The sequence below is a fragment of the Nitrospirota bacterium genome (assembly GCA_016180645.1).
In the GTDB taxonomy this organism is placed as follows: domain Bacteria; phylum JACPQY01; class JACPQY01; order JACPQY01; family JACPQY01; genus JACPAV01.
Genome location: JACPAV010000017.1, coordinates 41,306 through 61,455, shown reverse-complemented (window position 1 = coordinate 61,455; position 20,150 = coordinate 41,306). Strand labels below are relative to the sequence as shown.

General features: G+C 62.2%; 19 protein-coding genes. 8 read left to right on the top strand and 11 right to left on the bottom strand.

The features are described 5' to 3' along the window. The first annotated feature begins 226 nt into the window (after positions 1–226). Positions 227–1,114, top strand: a complete 888-nt coding sequence (locus tag HYT87_11235) for a GGDEF domain-containing protein (protein MBI2060333.1) — start codon at positions 227–229, stop codon at positions 1,112–1,114. Positions 1,115–1,231: 117 nt separating this feature from the next. Next, complete coding sequence (locus tag HYT87_11230) at positions 1,232–2,590, top strand: MBL fold metallo-hydrolase (GenBank protein ID MBI2060332.1); 1,359 nt, start codon at positions 1,232–1,234, stop codon at positions 2,588–2,590. A gap of 30 nt (positions 2,591–2,620) precedes the next feature. Here HYT87_11230 and HYT87_11225 read toward each other — a convergent pair whose 3' ends face one another. The 11 genes from HYT87_11225 to HYT87_11175 form a co-directional block, all read right to left on the bottom strand. Further along, on the bottom strand, positions 2,621–2,875 hold the full coding sequence (locus HYT87_11225) for a hypothetical protein (protein MBI2060331.1): 255 nt from the start codon (positions 2,873–2,875) through the stop codon (positions 2,621–2,623). 26 nt (positions 2,876–2,901) lie between these two features. After that, positions 2,902–3,201, bottom strand: a complete 300-nt coding sequence (locus tag HYT87_11220) for a hypothetical protein (GenBank protein MBI2060330.1) — start codon at positions 3,199–3,201, stop codon at positions 2,902–2,904. 120 nt (positions 3,202–3,321) lie between these two features. Beyond that, positions 3,322–8,520, bottom strand: a complete 5,199-nt coding sequence (locus HYT87_11215; protein ID MBI2060329.1) for a hypothetical protein — start codon at positions 8,518–8,520, stop codon at positions 3,322–3,324. Between the two features lie 263 nt (positions 8,521–8,783). Further along, positions 8,784–10,529, bottom strand: coding sequence for an ABC transporter ATP-binding protein (locus HYT87_11210; GenBank protein ID MBI2060328.1), 1,746 nt, complete (start codon positions 10,527–10,529; stop codon positions 8,784–8,786). A gap of 3 nt (positions 10,530–10,532) precedes the next feature. Then, positions 10,533–11,693, bottom strand: a complete 1,161-nt coding sequence (lpxB, locus tag HYT87_11205) for a lipid-A-disaccharide synthase (protein ID MBI2060327.1) — start codon at positions 11,691–11,693, stop codon at positions 10,533–10,535. 12 nt (positions 11,694–11,705) lie between these two features. Next, the gene (locus tag HYT87_11200; protein ID MBI2060326.1) at positions 11,706–12,701 is read right to left on the bottom strand and encodes a Gfo/Idh/MocA family oxidoreductase; all 996 of its coding nucleotides are present in this window, start codon (positions 12,699–12,701) and stop codon (positions 11,706–11,708) included. A gap of 5 nt (positions 12,702–12,706) precedes the next feature. Beyond that, positions 12,707–13,144 carry a hypothetical protein gene (locus tag HYT87_11195; protein ID MBI2060325.1) on the bottom strand — a complete coding sequence of 146 codons (438 nt, stop codon included), beginning with the start codon at positions 13,142–13,144 and terminating at the stop codon, positions 12,707–12,709. A gap of 26 nt (positions 13,145–13,170) precedes the next feature. Next, positions 13,171–13,482: a hypothetical protein gene (locus tag HYT87_11190; protein MBI2060324.1), complete on the bottom strand. Its 312-nt coding sequence runs from the start codon at positions 13,480–13,482 to the stop codon at positions 13,171–13,173. Between the two features lie 12 nt (positions 13,483–13,494). Continuing rightward, on the bottom strand, positions 13,495–13,932 hold the full coding sequence (gene fabZ / locus HYT87_11185; GenBank protein ID MBI2060323.1) for a 3-hydroxyacyl-ACP dehydratase FabZ: 438 nt from the start codon (positions 13,930–13,932) through the stop codon (positions 13,495–13,497). A 2-nt stretch (positions 13,933–13,934) separates the two neighbouring features. Next, positions 13,935–15,038 carry a UDP-3-O-(3-hydroxymyristoyl)glucosamine N-acyltransferase gene (gene lpxD, locus HYT87_11180; GenBank protein MBI2060322.1) on the bottom strand — a complete coding sequence of 368 codons (1,104 nt, stop codon included), beginning with the start codon at positions 15,036–15,038 and terminating at the stop codon, positions 13,935–13,937. A 2-nt stretch (positions 15,039–15,040) separates the two neighbouring features. Next, positions 15,041–15,577 (bottom strand): OmpH family outer membrane protein, encoded by a 537-nt coding sequence (locus HYT87_11175; protein ID MBI2060321.1) that lies wholly within the window; start codon positions 15,575–15,577, stop codon positions 15,041–15,043. Between the two features lie 142 nt (positions 15,578–15,719). On the opposite strand from HYT87_11175, the gene HYT87_11170 reads away from it, so the two are divergent. From HYT87_11170 to HYT87_11145, 6 genes are all read left to right on the top strand, one after another. Continuing rightward, the gene (locus tag HYT87_11170; protein ID MBI2060320.1) at positions 15,720–15,959 is read left to right on the top strand and encodes an AtpZ/AtpI family protein; all 240 of its coding nucleotides are present in this window, start codon (positions 15,720–15,722) and stop codon (positions 15,957–15,959) included. Next, positions 15,956–16,405 (top strand): hypothetical protein, encoded by a 450-nt coding sequence (locus HYT87_11165; protein MBI2060319.1) that lies wholly within the window; start codon positions 15,956–15,958, stop codon positions 16,403–16,405. The genes HYT87_11170 and HYT87_11165 overlap by 4 nt, the downstream gene beginning before the upstream one ends. Then, complete coding sequence (gene atpB, locus HYT87_11160) at positions 16,402–17,097, top strand: F0F1 ATP synthase subunit A (protein MBI2060318.1); 696 nt, start codon at positions 16,402–16,404, stop codon at positions 17,095–17,097. The genes HYT87_11165 and atpB overlap by 4 nt, the downstream gene beginning before the upstream one ends. Before the next feature lie 28 nt (positions 17,098–17,125). Continuing rightward, the gene (locus HYT87_11155; GenBank protein MBI2060317.1) at positions 17,126–17,443 is read left to right on the top strand and encodes an ATP synthase F0 subunit C; all 318 of its coding nucleotides are present in this window, start codon (positions 17,126–17,128) and stop codon (positions 17,441–17,443) included. A gap of 99 nt (positions 17,444–17,542) precedes the next feature. Continuing rightward, positions 17,543–18,544, top strand: coding sequence for a BtrH N-terminal domain-containing protein (locus HYT87_11150; GenBank protein ID MBI2060316.1), 1,002 nt, complete (start codon positions 17,543–17,545; stop codon positions 18,542–18,544). Further along, entirely contained in the window at positions 18,534–20,084 is a 1,551-nt protein-coding gene (locus HYT87_11145; protein ID MBI2060315.1) for an MFS transporter, read from the top strand. Before HYT87_11150 ends, HYT87_11145 begins: the two co-directional genes overlap by 11 nt. Positions 20,085–20,150 lie beyond the last annotated feature (66 nt).

Below are 20,150 nucleotides of genomic sequence, written 5' to 3'. Positions count from 1 at the left end.
ATTCGGTAGCCGCGGGCCATGTTCCATGCCGCACCATCCGTGGTGCGGCGACATATCATGGTCCCATACCCTCCGTGGCATGGGGCTTTAGCCCGCGATGCGGACGCAGCCTGAAGGCTGCGCCTACAAGGAGCGAGGATCCCGTGGCGCCACACGCCGCGGGATCAGTCCCTAAGAGTGACCCCCATCATCCCGCTCTTTGCCGCCGGGGTGTAGACTTTGGTTCATGAGACTGAGGATGGTGGACTGGGGGTATGCCTTCTCAAGGGGACGCAGCTTCGCGCGGGCCCTGTCCCTTCGCGTCCGTCTGGGCATGGCCGGGGTACTCCTCGGCCTGGGAGCACCCACGGGTTGGCTGCTGCTCCGATTCGTAGAAGAGCATGAAGGGTGGGCCAAGACCGGCGGCTGGCTTGCCCACGAACTCCAGAACTCCAGCTCGCTCTACCTTTACCTTACCCTTTGCAGCCTCGCGGCGTTTTCTTTTTTCGGATTCGTGCTGGGAACCGCCTTGGATCGCCTGCGGAGGCAGCGCGCCGAATTGGTCCGCGCCAACCGCAAACTCCAGAAACTTTCCGTCACCGATCCTCTGACCGGACTCGGCAACCGCCGCTACTGTGAACAGAGACTGGAGGAGGAGCTGGCGCGGGCGCAGCGCTATGATCGCTCACTCGCCCTGCTGCTACTGGATCTCAACGGCTTCAAAGCGATCAATGACCGGTACGGGCATGCCGCGGGCGACGATGTCCTTGCCCAGGTAGGGGCCGCGCTTCGTGAAGCCATCCGACGAACGGACAGCGTTTTCCGGTTCGGGGGGGACGAGTTTGTTGTCCTCCTTCCGGAAACCACCGACAGCGGCATCGAGGAATTCAAGGAACGTATGTCCAACGCCATTCGGGATTCCGCTCAGCCGAACCTGACACTCGATGCCCCGGTCTCTGTAACGATCGGCCAGGGAGTGGTTCCTCCCGGAAAACGGTCGACTCCCGAAATGCTGATTCATGAAGCGGACCGGGATCTCTATCTGCGAAAACGCAAGGGACCTCCCGCCCGAGAGGATCCGCGCGGCGCCTCCATCCTCCCCATGCGATTTCAAAGCACGCGTTCCTCCCGGTAGGCAGGCCGTAATCTTGGAGGCCGAACTTCGGACTATGCTTGGCACGGGGCTCGACCTCGAGGGCGGGTTGCATCGTCCGGAATTTCCGATCATTCTGATCCCCGTTCAATGGCTCGCATTTCGATTTACTTCCTCGGCGGGGCCGGAACCGTCACCGGCTCCAAATTCCTCGTCGACGCGGGCAGACGACGAGTCCTGATCGATTGCGGCCTCTTCCAGGGCCTGAAGGAGCTTCGACTGCGGAATTGGGCGGATTTCCCCGTCGACCCTCCTTCAATCCATGCCCTCATCTTGACTCACGCGCACCTCGACCATTGCGGCGCCCTGCCCCTGCTGGCCCGGGGCGGCTTCGACGGTCCCATCTTTTGCACGCCGCCGACGGCCGATCTCGCCCGGCTCGTGCTCGTCGATGCGGCCCGGATCGAGGAGGAAGAGGCGGCCACCGCCAACGAGATGGGGTACTCCAAGCATCGACCCGCCCGGCCTCTCTTCACGGAAAAGGAGGCGCGCGCGGCGCTGAAACAGGCCGCCACCCTGCAGCTCGGAATGTGGAAGGAGATCGGCGAGGGCATTCGATTCCGGCTCCGCCCCTCCGGCCACATCCTCGGTTCCGCCCTCGTCGAACTCGATGTGGAAGGACACCGCATCCTCTTCACCGGTGACTTGGGACGCCAGAAACCTCTCATCTATCCTCCACCCGAAACCGTGGACCGCGCGGACACACTGGTGATCGAATCCACCTACGGCGACCGCCGGCATGTTCGGGAACTCCCGCTTCATACGCTAGCCCGCGTGGTGGACGAGGTTACCGGGCGCCGAGGCCATCTCATCATCCCCAGCTTCGCCGTCGGGCGCGCGCAGGAGCTGCTCTACCTTCTGTCCCAACTCAAACGGATGAATCGGATACCCAATCTGCCGATTTACCTCGACAGCCCGATGGCGATCCAGGCCACGGAAATCTTCCTGAGCCACTCCTCGTGGCACCGACTTTCTCCTGCCGAATGCCGGGCGTTGGATTCAGCCGCCGTGATGGTCCGGAGCGCGCAGCAATCGGAAGAAGTCCTGCACAAGAGGAAGAGCTCGATCGTGATCGCCGGCAGCGGAATGCTCACCGGGGGTCGGGTGCTTCGCCACTTGGAAGAGCGGCTTGGAGACCGGCGGAATTGTATCTTGCTAACGGGATACCAGGCGGCGGGAACGCGTGGACGCCTCCTCCGCGAAGGCGCCCCCGAGATCAAGATGCACGGTGAGTACTACCCCGTCGCCGCGGAGGTCCGCGAGATGACCGCTTTGTCCGCCCATGCGGATCAGGAGGAGATTCTCCGCTGGCTGCGCGGGTTCAAGAGACCGCCGCGGCAAACGCTCATCGTCCACGGAGAACCGCAGGCTTCGGACACCCTGAGAATGAAGCTGCGGGACACGCTCGGCTGGGTCTGCCATGTGCCGCAGGCGATGGAGAAGATTGAGATTCAGTAGCGAGAGTACGGTGGGCTGGGAGGGCGCTTCTCAGGAATCCGATGCTCTTTTCTCGAGAGCTTCGACTCGTCTCTCCAATTGCTGGGATTTGCCGGCATCGAAGGTCCGGGAGCGGACAACTTCCTCAATGAGCCGATCCAGGCGGTCAACCACAAGCCCCATTTGCTTGTGAAGTTGCTGGACCTGGCCGGGAAGCACCTCCAGCTTGCGCAGTCTGGAATCGATGCCCTTGAAAACCGTGATGAGTTGGTGGTCGGTGATCCGACGCCCGTTCTTTGTATCCATGGTTTGATCTTACTCTCGCCGCCCGGTCAGGGCAAGCTTGTTGCGGAGACCGGGGTGAGGGAGGACGTGGCCAGTGGCGCGCAAGAAGAACTCGTAGCGCCCCGTTCTACACGGGGCGGAAGATCGTCCGGTATGAAACCGGACGCTACGAAGAACGGACCACGGGTCACGGAAGATTGGGCACCGGAACCGGTGTCAATCTGTTCGCCGTCGTCCCGCTGAGCGGGGCGCGAGTCGCGCTCAGCGCGATCGCCGAGTTGGCCGTACAGATTGGACCCCCAGCAGTTGACGGTGCCGTCGGAGAGAAGGGAACAGGTGTAGTGCAACGAAGCGGATGAATTGTAGGGGAGGACCTTTAGGTCCTCCCAAGTCCTCCCAAGAGGAGGGAGCAGCTAAAGCTGCTCCCCTACGAAGTCTCCCCTACGAAGGCTCGTCCGATCGCAGGTTCACGGAAGATTCGTGACCGGGACGGGGGTGAGGGCGTTGGTGGTGGTGCCGTCGCCAAGTTGGCCGTCTTGGTTGCGGCCCCAGCATCGAGCCGTTCCGTCAGAGAGAATGGAACAGGTATTGTAGCCTCCCGCCATGACGGCCACGACATTCGTAAGGGTGCTGACGGCGACGGGGGTGGACTTACTCGCGCTCGTCCCATCCCCGAGAGTGCCGCTGCCGTTGTACCCCCAGCAGTTCACCGTCCCGTCCGAGAGGAGCGCGCATGTGTGACCGCCCCCTGCGTCTACGGCTACGGCATTCGACAGCGAACTGACGGCTACGGGGGTGGACTTGTCGATGGTTGTACCATCCCCAAGTCTGCCTTGCAGGTTGAGGCCCCAGCACCTGGCTGTCCCGTCCGAGAGGAGTGCGCAGGCGTGGTCGTAGCCGGCCGACACGGCCACGGCATTTGTGAGGGTGCTGACGGTGACGGGAATGGACGCATCCGTGTTCGTCCCATCGCCAAGCTGACCGGTGGCATTGTAGCCCCAGCACTTGACGGTTCCGTCCGCAAGGAGCGAACAGTGGAAATAGCCTCCAGCCGCGATGGCCACGGCATCCGAGAGAGAGGTTACGGCGACTGGAGTTGTCTTGTCGGTTGTCGTACCGTCCCCTAGCTGGCCGTAGGCGTTCCACCCCCAGCACTTAACCGTCCCGTCCGACAGGAGCGAGCACGCGAAGCTATCCCCCGTCGCAACGGCGATCGCGGTCGAGATTGAGGCTACAGCTACCGGCGTCACTTGATCCGCCGTTGTCCCGTCCCCGAGTTGGCCGTACCCGCCATGCCCCCAGCATTTGATCGTGCCGTCCGACAGAAGTGCGCAGCTTTGGTCATATCCAGCCGCCACGGCAACGGCGTTGGACAAGGAGCTGACGGCTACCGGCGTCACGTTGCCCACGGTGGTGCCGTCTCCGAGATAACCCAAGATGTTACTGGTATTGCCCCAGCATTTGACCGTGCCATCCGACAGAAGTGCGCAGGCGTGATAGCCGTGCCGCCCCGAGATCCCTTCGCGGAAGGGCCGGCCTGTCCCGCCGCCCTCGGCGGGAGCGGGGCGCTTGACGCCGACCGTGCCGGTGAGGGAGGTGACGGCGACGGGAGTGAACTTATCCGCCGACGTCCCGTCCCCGAGCTGACCACTGGCATTGTACCCCCAGCACTTCACCGTGCCGTCGGAAAGAAGGGAACAGGTGTGATCGTGGCCCCCCGCGATGGCAATCGCATCGCTGAGCGTCGACACGGCCACGGGGGTGGATGAATCGGCGTTCGTCCCGTCGCCAAGCTGACCATCCATATTCAATCCCCAGCACTTGACCGTGCCGTCCGAGCCGAGCGCGCAGGTGTGATTGCCCCCTGCCGCGACGGCGACAGCCGCGCTCAGTGTGGACACGGCCACGGGAGTCGATTTGTCGCCCGTCGTCCCATCCCCTAGCTGACCCGAACCATTGAAACCCCAGCACTTGACCGTGCCGTCCGAGCCGAGCGCGCAAGTGTGAAAGTCCGCTCCCACGACGGCGATGGCACCGCTGAGCGAGGAGACGTCCACGGGAGTCAATTTATCGCCTGTCGTCCCGTCCCCAATCTGACCGTTGCCATTGTATCCCCAGCATCGGACCGTCCCGTCCGAGCCGAGCGCGCAGGTGTGGGTGTTCCCGCACGCGAGGGCGACGGCCAAGGTGTTCGTGACTGGGCTCACAGCCACGGGCGTGGATTTGTTCACCGTCGTTCCGTCCCCTAGCCCACCATAGGTGTTGTATCCCCAGCATTTGACCGTGCCATCCGAGCCGAGCGCGCAAGTGTGAGCGTTCCCTCCCGCCAAGGCGACGACACCGCTGAGCGTCGAGACAGCCACGGGGGTTGTCTTGTTCAGCGTCGTCCCGTCCCCTAACTGACCCGAAGTATTGAATCCCCAGCATTGGACCGTGCCGTCCGATCCCAGCGCGCAGGTGTGATATTGCCCAGCCGCGACGGCGGCGGCCGCGGTCAGCGTGGACACAGCCACCGGAGTCGACTTGTTGACCACTGTCCCGTCCCCGAGCTGACCATTACCGTTGAGTCCCCAGCATTGGACTCCGCCTGAGGCGGATAGGCTACAGGTGTGGTCGCCAAGGTGGTTGGTGATCGCCACGGCGACGCCGGTGGGCGGGCCTCCGGCGGCGGTGACGGCGCCCAGTTCGACGACGTTCGTGTCGGTGTTGGCTGCCTCGTCGCGGGCGCGGACGACGTAGTAGTAGGTGGTCGAAGGGGTCAATCCAGTGCGGTTGGTGGTGGTGACGCCGACGACGCTGGCGTTCACCGTGAAGGTGCTGACGCAGGCGCCCTGCGTGGTGGATTCGCAGATGTCGTAGCTGATGTTGCCCGGAAGACTCACGGCGTCCGACGCGGCGATCCACGCAAGATTGAGCTCGGTCGATGAAACGGTGCTGGTGGAATCGAGGCCGGCGAAGGTCGGCGCGGTGGTATCCCCTCCCCCGCTGATGGTGAAGGTGATCTGATCCGGAGTGGCCTGCTCGTTGTACGCCTCGTCCGTGGCGACGGCCTTGAGGGTGTAGCTGTCGGGCGAGAGCGAACTGAGGAGGTCGTAGGACCAGGTATCCGTCCCAGACGGGTCGGGCGTGATGTCCGCCATCAGCCACGTTTCGGGGGTCACCCAGCTCGATCCATCGAAGTAATAGTTGTCTGAGCTCTTGAGGCTGATCTCGACAAAGAGGACGCTGGAGTCCGTGTCGCTCGCCGTGCCGGTGATGGAGGTGACGGAGGCCGAGGCGTAGCTCCCGGCGTTCGCGGGGTAGCCGATCACGGCGCCGGGCGGGGTCTGGTCCACGATCCAGAGGTAGCCCACGGCGGACGACGGGTTGCCCGCCACGTCGTACCCGATCAGGATGAACCAGTGGAGGCCCTCGGTGAGCGTCACCGGAACGGTGTAGGGCGCATCGCAGTCGATCTCGGGACCGTCGTCGAGGGAGCAGGTGAAGAACTCCACGCTTGTATCCGTCGAATCGAAGTCGAACGTGGCCGTGCTCGCGTTCGTGACCGTATCGGGACCGCTGTAGAAGAAGACGCCGGGGGGCGTCAGATCGATGGTCCACGCGTACCCCGCCGGGGAGGCATCCGGGTTGTTCGCCGAGTCGTAGGCACGAACGAAGAACGTGTGCTCCCCCGCATCGAGGGAGTACGGGGCGGTGTACGGCGAGGAACAGCCCTGCCAGGCGCCCCCGTCCAACGAGCACTCGAAACCGATGACGCCTGTGTCCGCGCTCTTGAACGTGAACGTGGCCGTCGTCTCGTCCGTGTAACCGGCGGGACCGGTGAGGATCTGGGTGTCGGACGCGGTGAGGTCCACCGTCCAGTCGTAGTACGCCCAGGAGTCGTCCGCGTTGCCCGATTCGTCCTCGGCGTAGACGGCGAAGGTGTGGAATCCCTCGCCGACGGTGGCGCTGAAGGGCGAGGTGCACGGTTCGGGGGTGCCGATGTCGAGTTGGCAGAAGAAAACGCAGGTAGCCGCAGGCTTTACGCCTGCGTCCGAAGACGCACCCGTAAAGGGTGCGCCTACCGCGTCAGCGCAGGTAAACTCGAAGGCGGCGGAGGTGGAGTTCGAGATCAGGAAGGGCTTCACGGTAATCTCCGTCTCAGGGGCGGTCACGTCGCAATCTTGGGGACAGGTCTCCACCGTCTCGTCGTCCTCGCAGATGGAATCCCCACAGACGGCCAGGCAGTCGGCGGGACAGGTCGTCTCGCTCTCGCCCGGCTCGCAGAGGTCGTTCCCGCAGGTGAAGGAGCCTCCCGGAACCACGGTGAAGGTGATCTCGACGGGCGATTCGTCCCGGTTCCCCAGCTCGTCCTCCGCGGCCACAAGAAGGGTGTAGGTTCCCGCCGGCAGCGTCACCGACTCGCCGGAGGCGCAGTACTCGAAGGGTTCGCCGTTCACCGAACATACAAAGGTGCAGGACTCGTCCGTCTCAGCCTGGCGGTGGACGGGCGCGGCATGCCGCGCCCCTACGGACTGAATCTCGGAGGAGTCAAAACAGGAGGCGGTGAGGGTGATGGGAACCCCCTCCTCGGCGGCGTCGGGACTGATGGAGGCGATGGTCTCGGGCGCCGTCAGGTCCACCTCCACGTCGATCTCGACAGACTCCAGCTCTTCGACGGAGAACGTATAGCCTTCGACTCCCAGCGCCTCAAGCTCCGCCATCTCCGCCTTGATCTGCGCGATCACCGTCGCCTTGAGGTCCTGGGCGAGGGTCTTGAACGTGGCCTTCACCTGCTCCTCAGAGGGCTTGTAACTCACGTCCTTCGTCTTGGTGATTGCCTGGGAAAAGAGGTCCTTCCCCGTCGCCCCGCTCGCCTTCGCCTCTTGGATGGCCACCGAGACCTTCACCAGCGTCGAGACCGTCGATCCCTCGGACTTGGGAAGCTGGATGTCCTTGGCGGCGATGGGGGTCTCCTCAACCTCGAGAGGGAAACCACCCCCACCCGCGGCAGGAGGGGCACCATCCTCGGAGGGCGCGGGAATCTTGATCGTTACCGGCGTGCTGACTTCCACGAGCGGCACGTCCTCGCTCGCCGGACGGATCGTGGTCTTGAAATCGTTCTTGCCATCCAGGAAGCCCTCGGGCGGGATGTCAATCGACACTTCGAAGAAATATTCGAGTTCGGGAGCGCCCGACGCCTGACGTTTGGCTACGTGACGGGATTTCTTGGTAGGCGCGGGCTTTATGCCCGCGTCCGAGGACGCACCCGTAAAGGGTGCGGCTACCGCGTCAACCCTCTCCGGCACCCCCCTTACTCCGCCGCGGACGCCTCCCCGCACACCCCCTTGTTCCGCTCCTCGAACGCCGCCTCTCACTCCGCCGCGCACCCCGCCCTGCTCGGCGCCGCGAACTCCACCTCGCACACCTCCGCGCACTCCCTCCGCCATGGGCGAACCGTTCACCGTTACGTTCGCCGCCAGTCCGTCCACGTCCGCCACCCCGTTGAGGGCCGCCGCCACCTCGGGCGAGAGCGGAACGGCAATGTCCAGGGGAACCAAAGTGGAGATCCCGGCACTCTTGCGGGGAGGCAGGTCGGAGGACTTGCGGTAGCAGGAGGAAAGAATGATGAGTAGCGAGAGGCAAGTCGTGAGCAGAAAGAAAGGCGAGAGGCGATTCGGGGTCATGCGCATAGTGTGGTGAAATCTACACGGGTTGTCAAAGGCTGTCTGTGACCTAAATCACAGTCGGCTTTTCCCGCCGCATTGAGGCGGCACATGGTGAACGGCAGGAGTCCACAATCGTCGGCGCGAACATCATGAATCTTGGAGCATCATCGGCAACCGGTGAGCGTCTTCCGCGGGCTAAAGCCCGCGCCTACCGAGGATTCACATCGCCGGTAGCCGCAGGCTTCAGCCTGCGTCTTGACGAGCGGGCCGGGTAGGAAGGTTTACCGGGGCTGGAAGAGCGTGAGGCGCTCGTCCTCCGCGAGTTGGGAACGGTAGAGACGGAAGTAGACTCCTTGTCGGGCCATGAGTTCCTCGTGCGATCCCTGCTCTGCGAGCCGCCCGTGATCGAGAACGATGATCCGACCGACATTCCGCAGGGAGTAGAGCCGGTGTGCGATGATGATCGCTGTCCGGCTCTCCAAAACGGGCGCAAGGGATCTTTGGATTTCGGACTCAACTTCGAGATCGACCGAGGAAGTCGCCTCGTCCATCACAAGAACGGGCGAACCCTTCACGATCGCCCGGGCCACCGAGATCCTCTGGCGTTCTCCGCCGGAGAGTCGGCCGCCCCGCTCGCCGGCCAGGGTCTCATAGCCTCTCTGGAGTTTTTCGATAAACCCATGCGACTGCGCAACTTTCGAAGCTTCAAGGAGATCGGCCTCTGATTTCGACGGACTGCCGTACAAGACGTTCTTGGCGATGGTCGTGTTGAAGAGGAACGGATCCTGCGTCACGAGGGACACGAGGGCCCGGAGGGATCCGAACGAGAGATCGCGGAGGTCGGTGTCGTCCAAAAGAATCCGACCCTGCGTCGGGTCGTAAAATCGGAGAAGTAGATTCACCATCGTCGATTTTCCGGCGCCGCTCGACCCGACCAGCGCCACGACTTCTCCCTTCCGAATCCTGAGGTTGAAGTCCTGAAGCGCCCATTGCTCCCCGTACCGGAAGGAAACGTTCTCGAAAACGATTTCCCGGTCGAAACTTCGCTTCTCGACGGGGTCGGGCCGTTCCTTCACCTCCGGCTCGATCTTCAGGAATTTCTCAATTCTCGACGCGGCCGCGAACGCCGGCGGGAATACGTTGTTCAGCCGGCTGGCCTTCTTGAGCGGCTGGTAGACAAGGGCCAAAGCCGTGATGCAGGATGAGAACGCCCCTGGCGTGGTCGCCCCTTCGATCACGCGCCAAGCTCCGAATGCCAAGGCGAGCACGAAACCCGCCGTGCCCAGAAGCTCCGCCGCCGGCGAAGTCAGCACCCCGATGCGCAAAGCTCGGAGGCCGGAACCCAGGACTTCTTCGTTTTTCGCGCGAAACCGATCTGTCTCTTCGCGTTCCATGTTGAAAGCTTTCACGATCCGCGCCCCCACCACCGTTTCGTCCAGGAGACTGAGAAGTTCGCCCACCTTGGTCTGGATCACGCCGCTTCGGGCCTTCACCTTCTTCGCCGCCACGGCCAGTCCCCATCCAACCACGGGAAACACGATCAAAGAAAACGCCGTAATTCTCCAGTCCTGCCAGAACGCCACCCCGAGCAGCCAGAAAACGGTGAGAGGCGCGGCGATGAGGTCCACCAGGGCCGGGACGATCCGTTCGATCAGCGAAACGTCATAGCTGACCCTCGAAAGAAGTTCGCCTGACATGCTTCGGTCGAAAAAACTCATCGATGACCGGTGGTAATGGCCGGCGAGATCGTTGCGGATTTCCGCCACCAGTCTTTGCCCGGCTGCATTTAATGAATAACTGTAATAATAGGTCATAAGACTTTTGAAGATCGCCAGCCCTACAAGAATCAAAGGAATTGTCACGAGAAGCTGGGTGCTGCGGCTGATGACGACGCCGTCCATGAATGGCCTCACGAGCCACGCCATGATTCCGGGGATGGGGGAGATCAGCGCAGCAGCGGTCAGACCCAACGTAATAGGCCTTGCCTGGACGCGGACATATCCCAGCAGCCACCGTATTTCGTTCATCCCTCAGCCCCCGCGAGTGAGGAAGCCTGAAATGGACTCGGCGGCGCGGCGGCTCGCGCCGGCAGGGCCGAGTTTTCCCCGGACTTCAGCAAGCTTTGAGCGGATCTCCCTGCGAAGGTCCGAGGAGCGGAGGATCGGCTCCATCGCATCCGCCACGCGCGCCGGACTTGCCTCGTTCTGGATCCGTTCCGGCACCACGGTCCGACCGGCCACGAGATTCACCAGGCCGATATTCGGAACATGCACGAACATCCGCGCGATGGCATAGTTGAGCCATGACGTCTTGTAAAGGATGACCATCGGTACATCATATAGAGCGCAATGGAGCGTGGCCGTGCCCGAAACCACGAGGGCCGCCTCCGCTCGGGATAGTACCTCCCCAATCCGGTCTTGAGAAGCCGTCTTCATCCCGCGCGCGGCGCAGACGCCTTCCGCGGACTCTCGAACCGCATCGGCCAGGCAGACGCAGGGTTCCAACCGGATTCCTCGCGACTGTAACAATTCCACTGCGTTCAGCATGACAGGGAGGCATCGATGCACCTCTTGCAGGCGGCTGCCGGGGAGGAGGGCGAGGAGGGGCGTAGATTGCTTCGCTCCGCTCGCAATGACAGCCCCCTCCCTCTTCACGGGGAAGGAGAGAGCCGGGGGGAACCCCGCGACCTGATCCAGCAGCGGGTGGCCGACGTATTCGGCCTCAATTCCGTGCATCGCGTAGAACTCCTTTTCGAACGGCAGAATCACCAGCATCTTGTCCACCCGTCGTCGGACGAGTTCGACCCGACTTTCCCTCCACGCCCACAACTGGGGGCTGATGTAGTACAGGATCGGAATCGGGAATTTCCTCAACCGTTTCGCCAGCCGAAGATTGAAGTCCGGGAAATCGAGGAGGATGGCCGCATCGGGGAGTCTCCGGAGAACGCTCTCCGCCAGCAATTGCATCGCATCCCTTACCGCTTTGAGCTTGGGAATCACCTCGCCGAAGCCCATCAAGGTGACTTGGCTCATCGGAACAACGATGTCGGCGCCGGCCTCCCGAAGCCGCGGGCCGCCCACGCCGTAGAACTTCCACTGGGGATGAGTGGCCTGAAGTTCCCGGACCAGTGCGGCGGCGTGCCCGTCGGCCGACGATTCACCTGCAACAATAAGGATCTCTTTGGCGTCCAAACCGGTCGGGGGTCAGACCAGACGTTTCATAAACTCGCCCACCTTCTCCTTGATCCGGATCGCCACGCGGAGGGATCTCAATCCGTCCTCCGCTGTCACCTTGGGTGGCCGATTCTCCCGAATGGCGGCCAGAAACTCCTCCAGCTCGGACCTAAGCGGATCGCTCCCCTCGACACTCTCCTTCATTTCGTAGATCCGCTTCTCTTCAGCGTCCGGACCGAGGTTGCAGAGGCGAACGCTTCCCGTCAGAAGGTCGACTGAAAAATAGCCGTCCCGCTGGAAAAGTCTGAGCTTGCGTACGGTTTCCGGGGAGACTCGACTGGCGGTCAGATTGCATACCATGCCGCTTTTGAATTCCAGGCGGACGTTCACCATGTCCACTTCCCGGCTGAGCACAGGCACTCCCACCGCATCCACCCGCACCGGCTCAGCCCCTGCCGCAGCGAGCACCAGGTCCACATCATGAATCATCAGATCGAGAACCACGTCCACATCCGTCCCCCTCTCCCGGAACGGCGCGAGTCTTTGACCCTCCACGTACATGGGCCGGTTCAGTTTCGGCTCCACGTTCCTCCAGGCTGGGTTGAACCGCTCGATGTGACCCACCTGGCAGACGCAGCCGGCCTTGCGCGCAAGATCGACGAGTTCCTCGGCCTCCTCCGGAGTGGCCGCCATCGGTTTCTCCACGAAGACGTGGATTCCGTTCCGGAGGCATTCCGCCGCGACACCATGGTGGGCCGCCGTGGGAGTCGCCACCACCACAGCATCCAGGGATTTCGCCGTCAGCGGGCCCTGCTCCAGGGCAGCCAGGCGAAATCGAGCGCAAAGTTCCCTGGCCCTTGTTTCATCCGTATCGCGAATGCCGACCAACTGGACGTCGGGCAGTTGCCTCAACTTCTCAAGGTGGTTCGCCCCCCATGTGCCCGCGCCCACCAACCCAACCCGGACCACTTTTCCCCGCTCCGCTTCGCTTCGGGGACGGCGATCAGTCCGGCGATGCGGATTCACGCCGGCTACCGGCAGATGCCCCTCTCGGAGGCGCGGACGAATTCGAGCACCTCGCGCGCTTCCGCGGTGTCGCCATGCTCAGTCGAAATCTTGTCCAGGGCCTCAACCAACTTGAGATCGCTCAGGCAGAGGAGCTTATAGACCGTCTTCAGAACGCGTATCTGATCAACGTTCAATCCCACCCGTTCCAGTCCGAGCGTGTTCACACCGATCAGACGCGCGCGGTCCCCCACGGCCATCATGAACGGGGGCACGTCCTGCGCCACCATCGCGCCGGCTCCGATGAAGGCCAGGCGGCCCACCTTCACAAACTGATGGATGCCCACGAGGCCGCCCAGGATGCATCCATCACCCAGAGTCACGTGACCGGCCAGCGCCGTGCCGTTCGCCATGACGACGCGCGACCCCACGTGACAATCGTGCGCGACATGACTTGTGGCCATGAACAGGCATTCATCGCCCACCGTGGTCACCCCCCCCCCCCGGCCGTTCCCCGGTGAATGGTGACGGCCTCCCGGATTCGGTTTCCATCGCCGATGATCAGGCGGGTCTCTTCGCCCGCAAACTTCAGGTCCTGCGGAATCAGTCCCACCGATGCAAAGGGGAAGATCACGTTGTTCTTTCCCAGCGTGGCCGGGCCGTCCACCACCACGTGCGAGATGAGCCGCGTGCCGGCGCCCAGTTCGACTTTCTCACCGATGGTGCAGAACGGACCGACATCGACGTCCTCGGACAGGCGCGCTTTCGGGTGAACGATGGAAGTCGGATGGATCTTCGCCACGGTCTTGTCTCCTCAGGCGGCCGGCTCGTCGTCGGCCGTCACCGCCAGAATTTCGCCTTCCGCCGCCGTTTCTCCATCCACCGTCGCGGCGCCCCTGAACTTGTACATCTTGCCTTTGTGCCTCTCCAGATGGACTTCAATGCGGATCTGGTCGCCGGGCCGCACCGGCCGTCGGAACCGCCAGCCGTCCACGCCCACGAGGTAGAATTTCCTGAAACCGTCCTCCGAGGCCACAATCCCGCACACTTGGGCCGTCGCCTCGACGATAAGGACTCCGGGAAAGATCGGTTCCGCCGGGAAGTGGCCGGTAAAGATCGGTTCGTTCACCGTCACATTCTTGATCGCCACTGCCCGCTTGCCCTTCTCCAATTCCACCACCCGATCGATGAGAAGAAAGGGATAGCGATGCGGCAACCGCTTCAGAATTCCCAGGATGTCGACGCTATCCACCGCTACCTCCTCTTTGCTTGTTTTCTCCGCGCGTGCCGAGGGCGAACGGTTGATCCGCGCTTCGGCCCGTTGGGCACGGGAGTTCGTTTCTCCAGCGCTTCGACTTTCTTCTGAAGTTCACGAAAAGCGCTCTGAATCTCCGGAAGGCGGCTAAAGACGATGCACGACCGCAGCCATTGGGCGTGCGGCTGATGCGGGCTCCCCCCCACGGTGACCCCCTCCTCGAGATCGCTCGACACGCCCGCCCGCGCCGCAATGCGCGCCCGATCCCCGATCTTCAGATGTCCGACGAACGCCGCCTGCCCTCCGACCTGAACCGAGCGGCCTAGTTTGGTACTGCCTGCAATCGCCGTCTGGGCCACAATCACGGTGTCATCCCCCACTTCGACGTTGTGGCCGACCTGGACAAGATTGTCGATCTTGACTCCTTTTCCGATTCTTGAGTGCCCCACGCTTCCCCGATCCACCGTCGTATTCGAGCCGATCTCCGCGTCATCATCGACCACCACCCGCCCCACCTGAGGAACCTTCCGGTAATGCACCCCATCCGGCGCATATCCAAATCCATCTCCCCCGATCACCACACCCGGTTGAAGAATCACCCGATTCCCCACTTTGCATCCGTGCTGAATGCAAACGCCCGCATATAACACACTGTCATCACCCACGGAGGCCCCCTCACCCACGAACACGAAGGGGTACAAGGCCGACCGATGCCCCACCTGCGCGCCCGGACCGACGTAGGCAAAGGGGAAAACGCACGCGTCTTCGGCGACCGTTGCCGTTCGATCCACGTAGGCCATGGACGAAATCCCCGCCGTGGGCCGGGTCTCGGGAATCAGGATCTCCAGGATCTTGGCGAGGGCCAGATACGGATTGTCGATCACAATCGCGTTTCGACCGGCCGCCTCCTCAGCGGAATGCACGACCAGGGCTCCCGCGGAGGTGGTCTCCGCATGCTTGCGATACTTCGGATTGGCGATGAACGTCAGGTCGCCCCCACCCGCTTCGTCGATCGGCGCTACGCCGCGGACAACGAAAGATCCGTCCCCCACCACGCGGCCTCCGACGTGCCGCGCCAACTCCTCGAGCGTGTGCCCGCCCAAGACTATTTCTTCGGCTTCTTGCCCGCCGCGTCGTACACGCCGAGGACGTCCTTCGTCAGATCCTCGCTGTCCGCCGCATACAGCACCGCGCCTTCATTCTTCTCGATCACGAGCGTGTAGCCCTTCTTCTTCGCCAGATCCTGAAGCAACGCCTGAACTTCAACAAGAATCTTCTGCGTCAGTTCCATGTCTTTCTTCCGAAGCTCGGTTTCATGCTTCTCCGTCTGGCTCTGAAAATCGCGGCGTTTGTCCCAGTAGGCCTCTTCCTTTTTCTTCTTCGCATCCTCCGAGAGAAGCGAGCCTTTGCTCTGGATGTCCTCTTCCATCTGCTGAATTTCGTCGTAGTGCTTTTTCAGCAGCGTCTTGCGCTCTTCGTACTCGGAAGAGAGCGCCTCCTTCGCCTGTTTTCCCCGCTCGGAATTGAACAGAATCTGTTGCAGATCCACGTATCCGATCTTGATGTCCTTCGCGTCGGCCGATGCCGCCAGGGCGGGGAAAATTACGAGGGCCAGAGCCGTTGTTCGTGCAATGAGTTTCATGCCAAACCTCCTTCGGGTCATCTTCCCGGATGGCCGGGACAACAGGCCGCCCGATTGTAGAGACAATCGCCGGACAAGTCGAGAAGATCCTTCCCTTGCCGTATAATTCCGCAATGCGCTGTTTTGATTTCTCGCCGTGCCTATGTTAGAGGAACCACCGAAACCGGACCCGGGAAGCGGACCATGGAAGAATTGGACCTATTACTACGCGATGGCCATCGAGTCGACGTTGCCCATCCTGGCCGGCGCCCTGGGTGGAATGTGGATCGACCGCTCAACCTCGATCTCCCCGTGGGGGCTGATGCTGGGGGTGGTCGCGGGGTTCGCCGTCAGTCTATTGAATCTCTTCAGGTTGAACAAGAAATTTAGGTCCGAAACATGATCCCACCACCTGCGACCGACTCGGAACGAGGCGCTTTCGCGCCTGTCGCAGGTGGCGGGATGACCGCCGATTCCTTCACACTCATCTCCCGCCGATTTCAACGAACGCACGCCTTGGGTCTTGCCGCCACCGTTCTGGGCACGGTCGCGCTCTCCACGGATGCGGCCTTCTCCCTTCTCTGCGGCGGGGCGCTGGGCGCCTTTTTCTTCTGGGCTCTCCTGCGGGCCGCCTATCCACTCTTCGTGGCTCCCTCGGAGTCGACCCGCCGGCGCGTCATGGTCGCGAGGGCGCTCATTCTGGTCAAACCGCTGGTTTTCTTCGGCATCGTGTGGGCTTGCATGAGAGGGCTCCGGCTTGAGCCCCTCTCCTTCGCAGCAGGGTTCCTGACTCTTCCGGCATCCCTGACGGTGGCCGCATGCCTGTACGGGAGGAAGGTTCAGGAATGACCGCCGAGCACAAGCCATTCACCTACGTCGAGCACATCCCCCTGCTGAAGGACTTCCCCGAAAACACGGTTACATTCGGCATCGTCGTCTGTCTTCTGGTTCTTGCAGGGGTGTGGATCAAATCCGAAATCGCCCACGTCAATGGCAATCCCAAGAAGGCGGGCACCCTCGCCCATATTGTCCTTCTTGCCGTGCGGGCCTTGCGGAATTTTCTCCGCGGGCTGATCGGGCACGACGGAGACCGATATGTCCCCTTTATCGGTTCGCTCTTCCTCGCCATCCTGGTTTCGAATCTGCTGGGACTGATCCCCGGCTTTCTCCCTCCCACACGCATCTTCGCGACCAACATGGGACTCGCGCTGATCTCCTTCATCTACTACAACGCCGTGGGGATCCGTGCCCACGGCTGGAAATACGTCAAACAGTTCATGGGGCCGGTCATCTACATCGCCCCGCTCATGCTCATCATCGAGGCCTTCAGCCACGGGGTCCGTCCGGTGACGCTGACCATTCGTCTCATGGCCAACATGACGGCCGATCACATGGCCTTCGAAACGATTTCGGGGCTGGTGCCCCTCGTCCTGCCCGTGGCCATGCTCCTGCTCGGGACGCTGGTTTCGATCATTCAGGCATTTGTGTTCGCCCTGCTTTCTGCTGTATACATCGGCCTTGCCGTATCGCACGAGCACTAGGCTTCAACCGAAAGGAAGGAACAACATGGTGAAACGGATTCTGGGTCAAACGATGGTGGCTGCGGCCGTCTGGATGATTCCCGCACTCGCAATGGCGGAGGAAGCCGGCGCTGCCACGCCGGGTCGAGGCTTGATCGCTCTCGGCGCGGGGATCGGCGTGGCGTTGGCCTCGTTCGGCGGCGCTCTGGGACAGGGCAAGGTGGCCGGCTCCGCCCTCGAAGGCATTTCGCGGAACCCCGCCGCCTCCGGGCAAATGTTCGTCCCATTCATTCTCGGCATCGCCTTCGTCGAATCGCTCGTCCTGCTTTCCTTCGTCGTCACGTTCCTCCTCCAGGGCAAAGTCTGATTCGCTTTCACCTTGCCGGCTGAACACTCCCGCGTTTCCGAGTCGAGGGGCGGGAGAGTCGGCCGGCGATGATCTTCATGGTCGAACCGCGTTAGCTTCATGCCCTCCAACATCATTCCCGGATGGGTCCACAATCCGGGGCGGCACTGCGGATCGACCTCGCTTTCGGATCTGATGACATTCAGCGGGCACCCCTTTTCCGAAGCGTTCTGTTTCGGATTGGGATCGGGACTCGGGTTTTTCTTCATCCCCATGGACGGGCTCAGCCCTTCACGGATGGTCGCCACGCGCAGTGCGGGCCTCGAACCGAACTTCTTCCACGCCATCGGGCAGCCGTTTGTCTGGAACATCGAAGAGGGGCGCGAGACCGCCTTCGACATCATGCGACGTGAAATATCCGCCGGTGTGCCATTGCTCATCCAGTGCGATCTGAAATATCTCCACTACTACAAGACGCAGACTTCATTTTCCGGTCATGTCATCGTGTTGTGGGGGTTCGACGACGAAAAACGGCTTTGTTACGTCGGCGACACACAGTTTCCCGGACTCCAGGAAGTTTCGTTCGACGACATGGCCAAGGCCCGAAGCTCCCAGGCCTTCCCGATGCCGGTCGCCTACAACTGGTTCCGTGGACGGGTGGATTCGCTCCAAGGCGGCCCCGTCGATTGGATCGCCCCCGCACTCCGCAAGCAGGCATCGGACATGCTGGAAGACAGCCAGTTCCCCGCGAACAAGGGGGTCGCCGCCATTCGGACCCTGGCGGACAATCTCCCGGGCTGGGGCGAAGTCGCCGATTGGAAGTGGTGTGCCCGATTTACCTATCAGATCATCGAGAAGCGTGGGACGGGCGGCGGAGCTTTTCGACTCCTGTACGCCGAATTCCTCCGCGAGGCGGAGCGGATCCTCCCCGCGCTGCGGCCCCTGCGTCTGTCCGCCCTGATGCAGGAGATCGGTCAGGAGTGGAGCGATATCTCCCAACTCCTCAAGCAGGAGAGTGAGAAGGAGCGGCCGGATGCGTTCGAATCGATCGCCGGACGAGTACGCGCGCAGGCGGACCGAGAGCAGAAGCTGTACGATACCGTCTTGAAACATGTCGGCTAACGCAGAAGTCCTGGCGTCGTCCCTGGAAGTCATGACGCGGAGGCAAAAGACCACCCTGATGGTCGGCGTGTCGCTCGGTATTTTCCTGATGGCGATGGAATCGACGGTCATCAGCACTTCCATGCCCACAGCCATCGCATCGCTTCACCGAATCGATCTGTTCAGCTGGGTCTTCTCCGCGTACGTCCTCTCCGCCACGCTCGCCGGACCGGTGTGGGGCCGGCTATCCGATCTGTATGGCAAGGGACGTTTCTACTTGTTTGCGATTGCCATCTTCATCACCGGATCCGCCCTGTGCGGTTTCGCGACGACGATGGTGCAACTCTGCGTGTTCCGATTCCTTCAGGGCCTGGGAGGTGGCGGGCTCATGCCGATCGGGATGACGATGGTCGGTGAGACCTTCCCGCTCGAACAACGCGCGCGCCTCCAAGGCATCATCAGCGGAATCTGGGGCCTGGCCAGCCTCGTGGGACCGATCATCGGCGGGACACTCGCCGATCTGGGACTCTGGCGTTGGGCTTTTTTCATCAACATTCCGCTGGGCGCGCTCTCGGCCGCCGTAATCGTGGCCACGTGGAGGGGATCCGCTGCTCCCGTGGGACGACCGAGACTCGACCTCCGGAATCTTTTTCTCTTCGCGGCATCGATTACGCTCTTGGTCGGTTTTTTGCTGCAGTACGGCGCCCACGGCGGCGGCGTCAGGCGGCTTCTGTGGGGTATGCCGGTGATTTCGGCGGGCCTGCTTGTCCTCTTCGTACGCTCGGAACGCCGGAGCGCCTCTCCATTGATCCCTCTCGGACTGTGGAGGAACCGCATCTTCCGGGCGGCGATTTTCCATGGCTTTTTCTCAGCCATGGCGATGTTCGGCTCGCTCTCGTTCGTTCCGCTGTTCGCCCAGGGCGTGATGAAAACCACGGCCATGCAGGCGGGGCAACTCCTGACGCCGTTCATCCTGACGTGGGTTTTTTCATCCGTGATCAGCGCGCGGCTCATCCTTTCGGTCGGGTATCGGAAAGTCCTCATTGCCGGCGTGGCACTCCTCGCCGTCGGCTTCCTGTCCCTTCGCGGGATGGACACCAGAACAACAAAGAAGGAGGTGGTTGGCAGTCTCGCGGTGGCCGGGACCGGCATGGGTTTCGGATTCGTTCCGATGCTGATCGCGGTTCAGAGCGGAGTGGTGCGGAGTGAACTCGGGATCGCCACTTCGGGTATCGTCTTTTTCCGAAACGTCGGCGCCACGATCGGTCTCTCGATCATGGGAGCCGTGATGAACGAACGGCTGACCTCCAAGGACCCTGCCATGCAGGGGGCCAACCTCCATGAGCTTCAGTTGATTCTTTCACACAACGGAAATGGCGAGTCCTCGCTTCCACCGGAAGCCCGCGAACGGTTGAAGGGCGCCCTCAGCTATGCCCTCCACGGCGTGTTCTGGATCGCTTTCATCGCGTCACTCCTCGCCCTCCCCTCTCCCTGGATGGTACCGAAGGGCAAGGCGAGCCAACTCGTCAACCCCAACAGCGTGACCGGCGCCGGCCGCTAGTATTCGGTGACAGTATACTCTAATTAGTCGTAATAGAGTATACTGTCACCGATTATACTCCCGTTG